15 protein-coding genes are annotated in these 12,694 nt (G+C 69.4%); 10 read left to right on the top strand and 5 right to left on the bottom strand.

Annotated features, from left to right (window positions below):
• Positions 1-42: 42 nt before the first annotated feature.
• Entirely contained in the window at positions 43-1,650 is a 1,608-nt protein-coding gene (locus HPY32_RS20020) for an NTF2-like N-terminal transpeptidase domain-containing protein (RefSeq protein WP_231951349.1), read from the bottom strand.
• Positions 1,651-2,007: 357 nt separating this feature from the next.
• Here HPY32_RS20020 and abmR point away from each other — a divergent pair, with 357 nt between their 5' ends.
• The 5 genes from abmR to HPY32_RS19995 all read left to right on the top strand — a co-directional run bounded on the left by abmR (position 2,008) and on the right by HPY32_RS19995 (position 5,221).
• Positions 2,008-2,613: an ATP-binding transcription factor AbmR gene (abmR, locus tag HPY32_RS20015; protein WP_067579057.1), complete on the top strand. Its 606-nt coding sequence runs from the start codon at positions 2,008-2,010 to the stop codon at positions 2,611-2,613.
• Between the two features lie 19 nt (positions 2,614-2,632).
• The gene (gene aroQ, locus HPY32_RS20010; protein WP_067579059.1) at positions 2,633-3,064 is read left to right on the top strand and encodes a type II 3-dehydroquinate dehydratase; all 432 of its coding nucleotides are present in this window, start codon (positions 2,633-2,635) and stop codon (positions 3,062-3,064) included.
• A 147-nt stretch (positions 3,065-3,211) separates the two neighbouring features.
• The gene (locus tag HPY32_RS20005) at positions 3,212-4,141 is read left to right on the top strand and encodes an ABC transporter ATP-binding protein (RefSeq protein ID WP_067579061.1); all 930 of its coding nucleotides are present in this window, start codon (positions 3,212-3,214) and stop codon (positions 4,139-4,141) included.
• On the top strand, positions 4,138-4,989 hold the full coding sequence (locus HPY32_RS20000) for an ABC transporter permease (protein WP_067579063.1): 852 nt from the start codon (positions 4,138-4,140) through the stop codon (positions 4,987-4,989). Before HPY32_RS20005 ends, HPY32_RS20000 begins: the two co-directional genes overlap by 4 nt.
• Positions 4,979-5,221: a helix-turn-helix transcriptional regulator gene (locus tag HPY32_RS19995; protein WP_231951350.1), complete on the top strand. Its 243-nt coding sequence runs from the start codon at positions 4,979-4,981 to the stop codon at positions 5,219-5,221. Before HPY32_RS20000 ends, HPY32_RS19995 begins: the two co-directional genes overlap by 11 nt.
• Before the next feature lie 3 nt (positions 5,222-5,224).
• Here HPY32_RS19995 and HPY32_RS19990 read toward each other — a convergent pair whose 3' ends face one another.
• Positions 5,225-6,187 (bottom strand): NAD(P)-dependent oxidoreductase, encoded by a 963-nt coding sequence (locus tag HPY32_RS19990; RefSeq protein WP_331713262.1) that lies wholly within the window; start codon positions 6,185-6,187, stop codon positions 5,225-5,227.
• A gap of 52 nt (positions 6,188-6,239) precedes the next feature.
• Here HPY32_RS19990 and HPY32_RS19985 point away from each other — a divergent pair, with 52 nt between their 5' ends.
• The gene (locus tag HPY32_RS19985) at positions 6,240-6,593 is read left to right on the top strand and encodes a winged helix-turn-helix transcriptional regulator (RefSeq protein ID WP_067579066.1); all 354 of its coding nucleotides are present in this window, start codon (positions 6,240-6,242) and stop codon (positions 6,591-6,593) included.
• Positions 6,594-6,596: 3 nt separating this feature from the next.
• Here HPY32_RS19985 and HPY32_RS19980 read toward each other — a convergent pair whose 3' ends face one another.
• Both HPY32_RS19980 and HPY32_RS19975 read right to left on the bottom strand, forming a co-directional pair.
• Entirely contained in the window at positions 6,597-7,724 is a 1,128-nt protein-coding gene (locus HPY32_RS19980; RefSeq protein WP_067584674.1) for a glycerate kinase, read from the bottom strand.
• Positions 7,725-7,843: 119 nt separating this feature from the next.
• Complete coding sequence (locus HPY32_RS19975) at positions 7,844-9,394, bottom strand: alpha/beta fold hydrolase (RefSeq protein ID WP_067579068.1); 1,551 nt, start codon at positions 9,392-9,394, stop codon at positions 7,844-7,846.
• 107 nt (positions 9,395-9,501) lie between these two features.
• On the opposite strand from HPY32_RS19975, the gene HPY32_RS46565 reads away from it, so the two are divergent.
• The 4 genes from HPY32_RS46565 to HPY32_RS19955 all read left to right on the top strand — a co-directional run bounded on the left by HPY32_RS46565 (position 9,502) and on the right by HPY32_RS19955 (position 12,000).
• Positions 9,502-9,813, top strand: a complete 312-nt coding sequence (locus HPY32_RS46565; RefSeq protein ID WP_067579069.1) for a GNAT family N-acetyltransferase — start codon at positions 9,502-9,504, stop codon at positions 9,811-9,813.
• Positions 9,814-9,934: 121 nt separating this feature from the next.
• Complete coding sequence (locus tag HPY32_RS19965; protein ID WP_067579071.1) at positions 9,935-10,552, top strand: YqgE/AlgH family protein; 618 nt, start codon at positions 9,935-9,937, stop codon at positions 10,550-10,552.
• 66 nt (positions 10,553-10,618) lie between these two features.
• The gene (locus tag HPY32_RS19960) at positions 10,619-11,155 is read left to right on the top strand and encodes a sigma-70 family RNA polymerase sigma factor (protein ID WP_067579074.1); all 537 of its coding nucleotides are present in this window, start codon (positions 10,619-10,621) and stop codon (positions 11,153-11,155) included.
• Positions 11,152-12,000, top strand: coding sequence for an anti-sigma factor family protein (locus HPY32_RS19955; RefSeq protein ID WP_171982942.1), 849 nt, complete (start codon positions 11,152-11,154; stop codon positions 11,998-12,000). Before HPY32_RS19960 ends, HPY32_RS19955 begins: the two co-directional genes overlap by 4 nt.
• Before the next feature lie 21 nt (positions 12,001-12,021).
• On the opposite strand, the gene HPY32_RS19950 is transcribed toward HPY32_RS19955, so the two are convergent.
• Complete coding sequence (locus HPY32_RS19950) at positions 12,022-12,498, bottom strand: DUF1772 domain-containing protein (protein WP_067579078.1); 477 nt, start codon at positions 12,496-12,498, stop codon at positions 12,022-12,024.
• Positions 12,499-12,694 lie beyond the last annotated feature (196 nt).

Raw genomic sequence — 12,694 nt, 5'->3', positions numbered from 1 at the left:
CTGCGCGCTCCCTCATGTTCCCGGCGCGCTTTTGGCCGGGACCTACTTATCGCTATCCGGACTCGCCAGCGACTGCAGCATTCGCGCCGCCATCCGGGCCGTCGCATCCCCGCTGTCGACGTCGTCGATGTGAATGGCGAAGGCGAGGTCGCCCATGGTGCCGATCAGCCAGCCGCCGGTCCCGGCCGTCGCCGCGTAGGCGCTGACGCCCGCGTAGTGGCGCAGCGCGGCGAGTTCCGGCCCGCCGGCGGCGTCGTCGCGCAGCATGGCCCGCAGCCGATCGACCACCTCGCCGGGCAGCGGCGACAGCTGGGCCTCGGTGGTGGCGGGCCGGCCGATCTCGATCATCGGCGGCGCGACCGAGCCGCGCGCGATGGTGGCCGCCGCGATCGCCATCCCGAACGGACTGGCCTGGATCGGATCCGCGCCGCCCTGGCGCACCTGCTCCACCCCGCGCCCGCCGATCGGCAACCGGCCGGTGGTCTGGTCCAAGCCGGGAATCTTGAAGCCGATGCCGACGCCCAGCATGGCGGCCGCCTCGGCCGTGTCCTGCACCGAAAGGTCCTGCGGCGCCTTCTTCTTCACGATGGCCGCGACGGCCTTGAACAGCTCGGCATTGCCGCCCGCCGGATAGGCGCCGGTGAAGGCGACCGGTCCCTGCGCGGTGGCCTGATTGTTCTCGGCGGCGGCGACCACGGCCCCGGTGGACGGCTGGATGGCCACGATCGAGGCGGGCGTGCCGACGCTGACCACCGCGTCCTCCGCGGCGCGCTGCAGCCGCTGGTCCATGGTGGAGGCGATGTCCGGTCCGGGCGGGCCCTGCTGCCCGGCGACCTGGGTGATCATCCGGCCGTCCGCCCCGAACAGCTGCACGCCCCAGCCCGCGTGCTGATCGCGGTTGTCCTGCCAGACCTTTTTCAGCGCGTCGAGCATCGGCGACCAGACGCGGCGGTCGGACACGACCAGCTTCGGCTGCTTCTCCATCACCACGCCCGGGATGGGGGCCATGCGCGGCTGAAGGATGGCGAAATCGTCCTCGCGCAGGCTCACCGCGGTGATCGGCTTGCCCTGCGCGGCCGCCAGATCCTGCATGAGCGACGGGCCGGTGATGAGCGGGGCCACCGGGGAAATGGCGTCGGCCAGCGCATTGGTCGAGGCCACCGGGTCGGGCATCCGCGCGGGGTCCAGCTTGATCACGTTGATGACCTGTTCGGTCATCAGCGGCGCCCCGGCATTGTCGTTCACCTTCGGCGACGGGGTGGCGTCGGTGCGGACCAGCTTGACCGTCCGCTGGGCATCCAGCTGCGGCATGACCACCGTGGGATCCCAGGAGATGCGCCAGCCGATGGCCAGCTTGCGGATCGAGCCCTGAAGATCGTAGGTCCAGTCCTTACCGGGCCCGAAGTTCCAGTCCGCCTTCAGGTTGAACATGGCCGAATCCTGGTCCAGCCCGATGTACTGCGCCACCGAGTAATCGGGTTTGCCGGGATTGAGCCCGCCGAACATCTGGCGCAGCGTGGCCTCGGCTCCGCTGGGGTAGGAGGTCAGCTGCGCGGCGCCGGTGGCGTCCTGTTTGTCCAGTAGCTGGGTGAAGCGGTCGACGATGGCCTGGGGATCGTTCGGCTTGTTGTGAAAGCCGCATGATCCCATCGCAATAGTGAGGGCCGCAGCCCCCGCTAGTGCCGCTGCGCCCCGGACGCGAAAGCGGCGGGATCCCCAGACATCCATGTCGCCCACTCTTCACTCTTGTCACTTCAGCAACAAGACCAACGGTACCCGAAGGAGACGTCGGCCGTGCCGCCTCTGCATCTGCCGCATTCTCCATGCTCAGAGACCACAATAGTGCCCCATGCTTCGCATTCGGGGCACCGGTCGCGCAATCGTTAGCCGTGTTCACCGAGCCGCCGCCCCACCGTCGTTCTCCCACAGCAGAATTCGGAGTAACTATTTCGGCGTAATCTTGTAATCACTGTTACAAGACATCGAGCGTAAGTGGGGAAAAGGCTCATGAAGCACGGACATCGAGGACGGGGTTTCGGGCGACCGGGCGGTTGGCAGCAGGCCGACCTACCCGAGGCCGCCGACGCCCCGGATTGGTTCGCCGGAAGATTGCCCGCCGATTGGTTCAGCGGTCCGCCGGTGATCGAGATCGACCGCGACGAGATCGTGGTGATCGGCGAGTTGCCGCTGGGCAAGCCGGGGGAGGAGGCGGTCGACGCCGAATCCCCGGCGACCGACACCGCGGCGGAGGTCCCGCGCGCCACCCGCGAGGGTCTGATCGCGCGGTTCCGGGAGAGCACCCGACCGGCCCGGATGCAGATCGCGGACGAGGCGCAGGCCCGCTACGGCCGCAGCGTCGCCTGGGGTGTCTCGGTGGGTGACCAGCGAATCCTGTTCACGCACTTGGCCGTTCCGGTGATGACCCGGCTGCGGCAACCCGAGCGCAAGGTGCTGGACACCCTCGTCGACGCCGGGGTTGCCCGCTCGCGCTCGGACGCGCTGGCCTGGACGGTGAAGCTGGCGGGCAAGCACGCCGAGCAGTGGCTCGAGGAGCTGCGCGCCGCCATGACCAAGGTCGACGACCTGCGCGCCGAGGGGCCGCGCGGGTTGTGACCCGTATAGGGTGTCCGGCATGGCACCGATCCTCGTGCTCAACGGCCCGAATCTGAACATGCTGGGCACCCGCCAGCCCGAGGTGTACGGCGCGCAGACCCTGGACGAGGTGGTGGAGCTGTGCCGCCGGACCGCCGCTCGGTTCGATCGGGAGATCGTCGCGTTCCAGTCCAATTCCGAAGGGGCGCTCATCGATCGGATTCACGCCGCGCGCGGCACGGAGGCGGGGATCGTGATCAACCCCGGCGGCCTCACCCACACCTCCGTCGCCCTGCGCGACGCCCTGGTCATCCCCGAGCTACCGATCGTGGAGGTGCACATCTCGAACGTGCACGCCCGCGAGGAATTCCGGCACCATTCCTACATCTCCCCCATCGCCACGGCGGTCATCGCGGGCATGGGCATCCAGGGCTACGCGGCCGCCATCGAATTCCTCTGCGCGCGAGGGTAATCGCGCCACATCCGCCCGATCCCCCCGATCCCGGCGTGCTCTCCCCATGATCCCGGCGTGCTTTTGGCCGGGATCTCAAAGAGCTTGCCTGCCTCAGAATGTAGTAGATATGCTACACGCCATCCTGAAGTTACTACGGAGGGCAGGATGACAGTAGGCAGCGATGTCGCGCTGGACGTGCAGGATCTGCGGATGCGCTACGGCGCCCGGGATGTCCTGCACGGCGTGACCTTTCAAGCGCACAGCGGCGAGGTGGTGGCCCTGCTCGGCCCCAACGGCGCGGGCAAGACCACCACCATCGAGATCCTCGAGGGTTTCCGAATGCGTTCGGCCGGGGCGGTTTCGGTGCTCGGCCAGGACCCGGCGCACGCCACCGAACAGTGGCGCTCGCGCATCGGCGTGGTTCTGCAGTCCTGGCGCGACCACAGCAAATGGCGTGTGCGCGAATTACTTTCGCACCTGGGCTCGTACTACGCGCCGTATTCGACCGGCGCCGTACGGCGGCCCTGGGACATCGACGAACTGCTCGCGGCCGTGGGCCTGACCGAGCAGGCGGGCAACCGGGTCGGCAGCCTGTCCGGCGGGCAGCGCCGCCGCCTGGACGTGGCCATCGGCATCGTCGGCCGCCCCGAACTGCTGTTCCTCGACGAGCCGACCGCCGGTTTCGATCCGCACGCCCGGCGCGAATTCCACGAGCTGATCCACCGGCTCGCCGACGACGACCGGACCACCATCCTGCTCACCACCCACGACCTGGACGAGGCGGACAAGCTGTCCGACCGCATCCTCATCCTGGCCGGCGGCCGCATCATCGCCGACGGTTCGGCCGATCAGCTCTCGCGCCGCATCCAGGGCGAGGCCGAGGTGCGCTGGACCCGCGACGACCAGCGGTTCGTCCACACCACCACGGAGGCGACCAAGTTCGTCTACGAGCTGTTCCAGCAGTACGGCGCGGGGATCGACGAACTGGAGGTGCGCCGCGCCTCCCTGGAGGACACCTACATGGCACTGGTGCGGCAATTCGAATCCGGGCCCGGCGACACCGAGCTGCGCACCCTCGAGGAGGTGGTCCGATGAATCCGGTTCTGGCCGCGGCCCGTTCGGGGCTGCAGCGCGGGTGGATCGAGCTGCGACAGACGCACAGCACGGCAACGGACCTGTTCACTCAGTACCTGTGGTCGGTCATCCTGCTGGTGGTTCTGTACTTCATGCGCGACGGACACGTCCAGCAGACCGGCATCGGTCTGGGGTCGCTGGCACTGCCGGGTGTGCTCGGCATGACGGTCGTGTCCACGGGGCTGCTCGGTATCGCGCAATTCCTGGCCGTCGACCGCGAGGACGGAACGCTGTTGCGGGCCAGGGCAACTCCGAACGGCATGGTCGGCTATCTGATCGGCAAGATCACCACCTCCATCGGGACGGTCCTGCTCCAGATGGTGATCATGCTGATCGCCGGTGCCGCCCTGCTCGGCGGGGTGCATCTGACCAGCGTCGGGGCGTGGCTCACGCTGGCCTGGGTATTCGTGCTCGGCATGCTGGCGAGCCTGCCCCTCGGCGCGATCGTCGGCTCGGTCTTCGAGAGCCCGCGCGCCCTGGCCTTCATCTCCCTGCCGATCATGGGGATGGTCGGGATCTCCGGCATCTTCTACCCCATCACCTCCCTGCCGGGCTGGGTGCAGGGGGTGGCGCAGGTGTTCCCGATCTACTGGCTGGGCCTGGGCATGCGGTCCGCGCTGCTGCCGGGCGATGCGGTCGTCGTCGAGCTCGGCGGTTCCTGGCGGCACTGGGAGACCCTCGGCGTGCTGGGGGTGTGGGCCGCGTTCGGGCTGTCGATCGCGCCGATCGTCCTGCGGCGCATGGCTCGTCGCGAATCGGGGTCGCGGGTCGAGGCCCGCCGCGCGAAGGCGTTGCAGCGTGCCGTCTGAGGTCATCTACAACCGCATCGCGATGCTGCGCGCCGAGCGCGGCATCTCGCGGCGGCAGCTGGCCGACGCGCTGGGCGTGCACTATCAGACCATCGGATATCTGGAGCGCGGCGAATACAGCCCGAGCCTGCATCTGGCGCTGCGGATTTCGGAATTCTTCGAGGTGCCGGTGGAGGTGATCTTCTCGATCACGCCGTTTCCTCGATTGGGATCGAATTCCGAATCCGCGTGAGTACTACCGCTTTTCCGCGTCCCGGAGCAGTTGGTACAGCGTTACCGGCTGCTCCGAGGTCTCGTTGGCGCGCACGCCCTTGCGCCAGAGTTCTTGTGACGCATGCGATATCGTCGCGTCGACGCCGACCTCCTCGCTGGCGTCGATGATGTGCTGCGCACCGGCGTCCATCATCGTGTAGCTGGCCGCGTCGCCCCAGCCGCCCGCCTTCGCCGCGGCCGCGTACTGGGTGATGAAGAACGGGAACGCCTCGGTGGAGCGCAGCGCGTACGGCACGAAGTCGTCGATATCGTGCCCGGACTTCTCGATCACCGCCAGCGCCTGGTTCAGGCCCAGCGTCCACGGGTGGAAGATGGTCAGCAGCGCCTGGTAGAAGACCTGCGCCAGGCCGTCGTCGGCGCCCAGGTACTCCTGCGGGCTGAGCGGGCGCAGCAGTTCCGCGTGCGCGTCGAACACCTCGCGCGGACCGCTGTAGAACAGGTATGAGGCCGGGTGGACGATATTGTCGCCCGCGGACATGAAGCCGCCGGAAAGGAATTGCGCGCCGTGCGAGCGCACCCAGGCCGCGCCCCGGCGCGCGTTCTCCGGCGAGTCCGAGGACAGATTCGCGATCACCTTGCCCGGCAATCGATCGACGGCCGGGCCGAGCACGTCGTACATGGCGGCGTAGTGGGTGAGGCTGAGCACGGTCACCTCGTTGGCGTCCAGCGCCTCGGCGACCGTGGCCGCCCGCTTCGCACCCAGCTCGACCATGGCGTCGGCCTTGGCGGCGCTGCGGTTCCATACGGTGACCTCGACGCCCGCGGCCAGAAACGCCCGCACCATCGCCCGGCCCATCGGACCCAGGCCGACGACGGTGACGGATCGCTGCTCTGACATGGTGTGTCCCTTCGGTTCTGCGGTGTTCGGTGGATCGGCGCCGTGCCTCGATCTTCGGGCCGAACGCCGCGACCGGCAATAACGCACTTCGACATCGGGTTGCTTACCTCGAGGTTCGAAATACGGTCAGGAGGTTGCGATGACGACGGATGGTGACGCGGCTCACGAGGTGTGCGGCATGTCCCTGGCCATCGATGTGGTCGGCGGCAAGTGGCGGATGCATCTGATGTGGGTGCTCGGCGAGGGCCCCCGCCGCTTCGGGGAGATCCACCGGATGCTGGAGGGCGTGAGCGAGAAGGTGCTCGCGGAGAATTTGCGCAATCTGGAGGCCGCCGGGGTGGTGCGGCGCGAGATCTATCCCGAAGTGCCGCCGCGCGTGGAGTATTCGCTCACCGACTTGGGCGAGGAACTGAGGACGGCCCTGGGCCCGCTCGAGACCTGGGGCGATAAGCATCGGGATCGCTTGCAGGGGAAGGTGTTCAGCCCGGCGTAGATATCAATCGCGCAGGCGTTCCCCGGCGATACGCGCTCCGATCTGCTCCAATAGTTCGGCGGCACGTGCGATCGAGCGGGCGGGGTCGGGCTCCAGGTCGGACAGGGTGTAGGCCGCCTCGAAACCCGCTGCGCGCACCCGCTTTTCGTCCAGCAGGCAGCGACCGGCGACGGCAACGACGGGGGCACCGGCGGCGCGGGCGGCCGCGGCCACGCCGATCGGCGCCTTGCCGCGCAGGGTCTGCTCGTCGAGCGAGCCCTCGCCGGTGACCACCAGGGCCGCGTCGCGCACCAGGTCGGGGAAACCGATCAGCTCCAGCACGACCCGGATTCCCGGGCGCTCCACCGCGCCGAGCACCGCCAGCGCGCCGAAACCGGTACCGCCCGCCGCGCCCGCGCCGGGGCGCTCGGCGGCGGCCGGGTCCACGAGCTTCGCGAAATTCGTCAGCGCCGCCTCGAGCAGCGCGCACTGCTGCGGGTCCGCGCCCTTCTGCGGACCGAAAACCATGGCGGCGCCGTCGTTTCCGAGCAGCGGATTGTCGACATCGGTGGCCAGCACGAACGAGGTCTCGGCGAGGGCGGGGTGCAGTCCGGCGCGCTCCACCCGCACCGCCCGCGCCAGCGCCGCCCCACCGGCGGGCACCTCGGCGCCGTCGGCATCGAGGATGCGCAGGCCGAGGGCCGCGAGCATGCCCGCCCCGCCGTCGGTGGAGGCGCTGCCCCCGACGCCGAGCACGATCTCCCGGGCCCCGCGATCGAGCGCGTGCGCGATCACCCGGCCCAGCCCGTAGGTCCCCGAGTGCAGCGGATCCGGTTGCCCGCCCGGCAGTTTCGTCAATCCCACCACGGCCGCCAGCTCGATCACCGCGGTCCGCCCGCGCACCGCGTAGGCGGTTTCGCCCGGCACCCCGGTCGGTCCCTCCGCCGTCACCGCCACCCGCTCCCACCCCGCCGCGAGAAACGCGTCGACGGTCCCGTCCCCGCCGTCGGCCACCGGCACCCGGCGAATCTCCCGCCCCGGAACGACTCTGCCGATCCCCGCCGCCAGTGCCTCGACGACCGCGGGCGCACTCAGCGATCCTTTGAACTTGTCCGGTGCCAGCACCACTGCCCCGGGCTTCCCGTGCGTCATCCGCACATTGTCCGCTACCACCTGGTTGGTTCCTGGATTCGGTTGCGGGATCCCGGCCAAAAGCACGCCGGGATCAAGGGGAAAGCCACGCCGGGATCAAGGGGAAAGGCACGCCGGGATCAAGGGGGAGTGAGGGGGGCTTGGTCGACTCGGGTGGTGGTGACGGTGGCGGTGTGGAGGTAGGTGAGGACGGCTTGGTCGAGGGGTTTGTTGCCGCGGCCGAAGGTGCCGTGGTCGCCGCCTTCGACGGTGATGAGGGAGCCGTGCAGGGCGGCGGCCATGGCGGGGCCGCCGTCGTATTCGGTGAGGGCATCGTGGCGGCTCTGGAGCACCAGGGGACGGGTGCGCAGGCCGTGGTCGGCGATCGGGACCGGCTTGGCCACGGGAGACCAATCGGCACAGACCAATCCGGATCGGATGAGTTCCGCGCGGGCGTCGAGCACATTGCCGCCGGAGGCGATGGTGGCCGCCGCCGCGGCGAGCTTGTCGACGTGCCCGGGTATCGCGTTCTCGTTGCAGATGATCGCGGTGAACACCAGGTGCCCGGTGCGGTCGATGGCGGCCATGTCCTCGAGCGCCTTCAGCAACCGGGTGTCGCGCGGATCGGCGGCGGCATCGGCCATGGCGCGGCCGAACAGCGGCCAGAACGTGCGGGTGTAGCTGGCGACGGTGGTGGCCGACAGCATCGGCACCTGCATCGACGCGCCGAAGGACGTCAGCAGGCGCAGCAGGTTCTGCAACTGCCCGATCTGATGGCGGGAGGCGTTGTAGCCGTCGCGAACCAGATCCGCGATCGGCTCGGGCAGGTCCGGGGGCAGATCGGCGGTGGAGGCGGGCGGCGGGGTGAGATTGGCCAGCCAGCCGCCGCCCTGGGCCACCACCAGCCGCACCCAGGTCCCGTACACCTCGAGCGGCGTCGGGCCCAGGTGGTACTCGGCGTCGTGCGCGGCGAGCCAGGCGAACAGATCGTCGAGCCGACGTTTCCCGGCCAGCTGCTGCTGGGCGAACTGCTCGCTCCAGATCCAGTCCGGATGCACGCTGGAATCCAGCACCATCCGGTTCACCCGGTCCGGGAACAGCGAGGCATACACCGCGCCCAGGTAGGTGCCGTAGGAGACGCCGTAGAAGTCGATGCGGTCCAGCCCGAGCGCGCACCGCACCACATCGAGGTCGCGGGCGGTGTTCTCGGTGGTGATGGTCTGGAGGTAGTCGGGTTGGGCCTGCTCGCAATCCTTTTGGATCGCCGCCCGGTCGGTGGTGTCCGCGGTGCCGCAGTTCAGCGGGGTGGCCCAGCGCAGTCCGCGCGGCTGCACCGCGATCCGGTCGTAGTGCTCGGCCAGTTCGGCGGGGTGGACCGGCACCCGCCGCGCCCAGAAGTCGAGGGCGTCGGCGCCGGGCCCGCCCGGGTTGGCGAACAGGGTGCCCCACCGCTCGCCGGTGGCGCGAATCCGGCTGACGGTCAGCTCGATTCGCGGCCCGAGGGGCAGCGTGTAATCGCGCGGCACCGAGATCACCGCGCACTGCGCACCGCGGCCGGGCGTCACCGCGCCGTCCGGACAGGGCCCGAATGCGGGCTCGGACTGCGCCGAGGCGATCCCGCCGACCAACTGTGCCGCCAGGCAGACGACGAACGCCGACGCCGCCGGACAAATCCTCCTGCGTCGAGTCATCAGCCCGGAACGCTACCGTCGAACCGGGCAAATCGATGGTCGCCCCAGTCGCCCCGGCCAGTCGCTTTCCGCACCCGCGGTGGGCGCGAAGGACATACGCTCGGAATATGGCATCGGCCGTCCACGACAACACCCGTCTCGACCGTTTCGAACTCCGGATCGGCGAGACCCTCGTGGGCGTCGCCGAATATCAGGACACGGCCGGTGAGCGCGCCTTCGTCCACACCGAGATCGACCCCCGCTACCAGGGCCGCGGCTATGCCAACACCCTGGTGCGCGAGGCGCTGGAGGCCACCCGGCAGGAGGGTTACGGAATTCTGCCGCTGTGCCCGATGGTGCGGCACTTCGTGGAAATCCATCCCGAATATCAGACGCTGGTGCCGTATTGGGCGCGCGAACGGTTCGGGCTGCCGCAATAACTTTCGGGGCGAATCGGTCCCGCCGAACAAACCGGATCGCACCGGCCATCGCGTCGCCCCGCCGAATGTCCCGGTCCCGCTAAACACAGCGCGGCTCGAGCTCCGGTGCGATGATGGCTGGGTGGCACGCGCAGAGGAACACGGCGACCGCTCCAGACGACGCGAATTCCGGCACGAGGATCAGGTGGTGCGTCCCGGTACGCTGCTGGTCTCGGCAACCGACCTGGTCGAGCCGTCGTTCCGGCGCACCGTGGTGTACATCGTGGAACACAACGACGCGGGCAGCCTGGGCGTGGTACTCAATCGCCCCAGCGAGACCGCCGTGCACGACGTGCTGTCGCGCTGGGCCGAGCTGGCCGCCCCGCCGCGCGCGCTCTACATCGGCGGCCCGGTGAAACGGGATGCGGCCCTGTGCCTGGCCACCGTGCGCGTCGGCACCCCGATCGACCGGGTCACCGGGCTGCGCCGGGTGGACGGCCGGGTGGCGCTGCTGGACCTGGATTCCGATCCGGAGGTGATCGCGCCGCTCGTGGAGGGCATCCGCATCTTCGCCGGATACGCGGGCTGGACGTTCGGGCAGTTGGAGGGCGAGTTGGAGCGCGGCGACTGGATCGTGCTCTCGGCGCTGCCCTCGGACCCGATCGCCGGGCGCACCGATCTGTGGGCGCACGTGCTGCGCCGCCAGCCGCTGCCGCTCTCGCTACTGGCCACCCATCCGATCGAACTCGAACGCAATTGAATTCGTATACACCTAGTGTGGCCACATTCCGCCCGCCCCCGCCGCGGGCGCTGACTACCTGACCCCATGGCACGAGTACCGCGCACACCCAGCGATGGGGCCGATACCCAGCCCGACCAGTTGCGCGCGCTCTACGATCAGCACGCCGCCCCGCTGTGGCGCTACACCTACAGCCTCGTCGGCGACTCCGGGCGCGCCGAGGACATCGTGCAGGAGACCCTGCTCCGCGCCTGGCAGCGCCCGAATGTGCTCGATCAATCCACGGCCTCGGCGCGGGCCTGGCTGTTCACCGTCGCTCGCAATATGGCCGTGGACGAGCATCGCAGCGCCCGGCATCGGCGCGAGTTCCGGATGGACAATCCACCCGAGCAGGTCACCCCCGATGAGGCGGAGCGAGCGTTGGATGGTTGGCTGATCGCCGATGCACTGGCCAGGTTGAGCACCGACCACCGGGAGGTGATCGTGCGTGCCTACTACCGTGGCCTGTCCACACAACAGATCGCGACCGAATTGGCCATTCCCGAGGGCACCGTGAAGTCGCGCATGCACTACGGCATGCGGGCACTGCGCTCGGCACTGCAGGAAATGGGGGTGACGAAGTGACGGAATCCGCGAAGGCAGCGCGGCCCGAGCGGGGTGACGACTACGCGACCTGGGACGCGCCGTACGTACTCGGCGCCCTCGACCGCGCCGAACGCCTCGAATACGAGGCCCATCTACAGACGTGCTCGACATGCCGGGCGGCGGTGGCGGACCTCGCGGTGCTGCCCGGCCTGCTCGGCCGGGTCGACACCGACGTGGCACTGGCCCTGACCGACCCGACCGACCCCCCGGATTTCGCTGCGGCAGCACCGATTCCGCCCCTCGAACCACCGGCCGACCTACTTGCACCGCCCACCACCTCGAGCCCCCGGCCCGCCACCTCCAGTCCCCGGCCCACCATCTCCGGTCCCCGGCCCACCACCTCAAGCCCCCGGCCCACCACCTCCAGTCCCCGGCCTGCCACCTCGAGTCCCCGGCGTGCTTTTGGCCGGGGCCCCTGGCCCGTGGTCGCCGCCGCGGCCGCCGCGGTACTGATCGCGGTGCCAGCGACCATCGCGGTCACCGAACATCGCGCCCCGACGGTGGCGGAACAGGTGGTGGCCGAGCGGGAGATGACGCCGGTGACGGCGACCCCGGTGGCGGCGAGCGTCAAGGTGCTGGATGTCGACGGCAAGGCCACCATTGAGATGTCGTGCCGCTACGTGGGCGGCGACCAGGGCTACCAATCCGAGTACGAACTCTGGATGACCGATACCGACGGGGTGCCGACCCGGCTCATCGGCTGGCCTGTCGCCCCCGGCGGCGCGCTCACGCTGAGCAGCACCACGAATACAACGCCCGATCGGATCCGCAGCCTGGAGATCAAATCCCCGGACGGCCGGACGCTGCTGACGGGCGCGATCTGAGCGCCGCCGCGGCGGCCGGATTCAGAGCAGGGCGAGGGTGGCGCACAGTCCCGCGACGGCGGCGGCCTGCAGGCCGACCCGGATCGCGACCACACTGTCCCACTTATCTTGCAGCGCACGGGCATTCGGCGGAATGACGCCGGTACGCGCGGCCTCGGTCTGGGCGGTGTTGACCGGCTTGGCGATGCGCACGTAGAGCCCGAGCCAGATGAGCAGCGCGACGACCGCCACGGCCGCGGCGACCGTGGCCCCCATCCGCCCTGCGCAGGCCGACGCCACGAGCGTGAGCACGGCGGCGATCGCACCACCCGCCCCGGCGAACGGCATCCGCCGATCGGCATAGTAATGCCCCCAGCCCGCGGTCACCGTCATCGTCGCGTCGTCGAGGCGGCGGTAGGCCGACCGCATGACCAACCCGGCAAAGGCGTCGGTGCCGTAGATGATGCCGGTGCCGAGCACGGCGAGGGTGGCGAGGACTTGGGCGGCCGTGCTGAGCATCTGCGTTCTCCTGCTTGGGGTCTAGCGGCGCTAGGTGATGACATGAACAGTAACAGGGCAGGACTAGGTTGTCTAGCAACGCTAGATATTGCGCACGCACCACTTTTCTCCCCGAATGTTCCCGGCGTGCCCCCGCATGTTCCCGGCGTGCTTCCCACATGCTCCCGGCGTGCTTCCCATATGTTCCCGGCGTGCT

Source organism: Nocardia terpenica, assembly GCF_013186535.1.
Lineage (GTDB): Bacteria > Actinomycetota > Actinomycetes > Mycobacteriales > Mycobacteriaceae > Nocardia > Nocardia terpenica.
The sequence above is the reverse complement of the archived record's forward strand: the minus strand, read 5'-3'. Positions and strand labels throughout refer to the sequence as shown.

Bases quoted from the DNA above. Each gene is read 5' to 3' on its own strand.
- HPY32_RS19960 (WP_067579074.1), top strand. From the start codon at position 10,619: ATGGCACGAGTACCGCGCACACCCAGCGATGGGGCCGATACCCAGCCC.
- HPY32_RS19950 (WP_067579078.1), bottom strand. From the start codon at position 12,498: ATGCTCAGCACGGCCGCCCAAGTCCTCGCCACCCTCGCCGTGCTCGGC.
- HPY32_RS19975 (WP_067579068.1), bottom strand. From the start codon at position 9,394: ATGACTCGACGCAGGAGGATTTGTCCGGCGGCGTCGGCGTTCGTCGTC.
- abmR (WP_067579057.1), top strand. From the start codon at position 2,008: ATGAAGCACGGACATCGAGGACGGGGTTTCGGGCGACCGGGCGGTTGG.
- HPY32_RS20020 (WP_231951349.1), bottom strand. From the start codon at position 1,650: ATGGGATCATGCGGCTTTCACAACAAGCCGAACGATCCCCAGGCCATC.
- HPY32_RS19985 (WP_067579066.1), top strand. From the start codon at position 6,240: ATGACGACGGATGGTGACGCGGCTCACGAGGTGTGCGGCATGTCCCTG.
- HPY32_RS20005 (WP_067579061.1), top strand. From the start codon at position 3,212: ATGACAGTAGGCAGCGATGTCGCGCTGGACGTGCAGGATCTGCGGATG.
- HPY32_RS19980 (WP_067584674.1), bottom strand. From the start codon at position 7,724: ATGACGCACGGGAAGCCCGGGGCAGTGGTGCTGGCACCGGACAAGTTC.
- aroQ (WP_067579059.1), top strand. From the start codon at position 2,633: ATGGCACCGATCCTCGTGCTCAACGGCCCGAATCTGAACATGCTGGGC.
- HPY32_RS46565 (WP_067579069.1), top strand. From the start codon at position 9,502: ATGGCATCGGCCGTCCACGACAACACCCGTCTCGACCGTTTCGAACTC.
- HPY32_RS20000 (WP_067579063.1), top strand. From the start codon at position 4,138: ATGAATCCGGTTCTGGCCGCGGCCCGTTCGGGGCTGCAGCGCGGGTGG.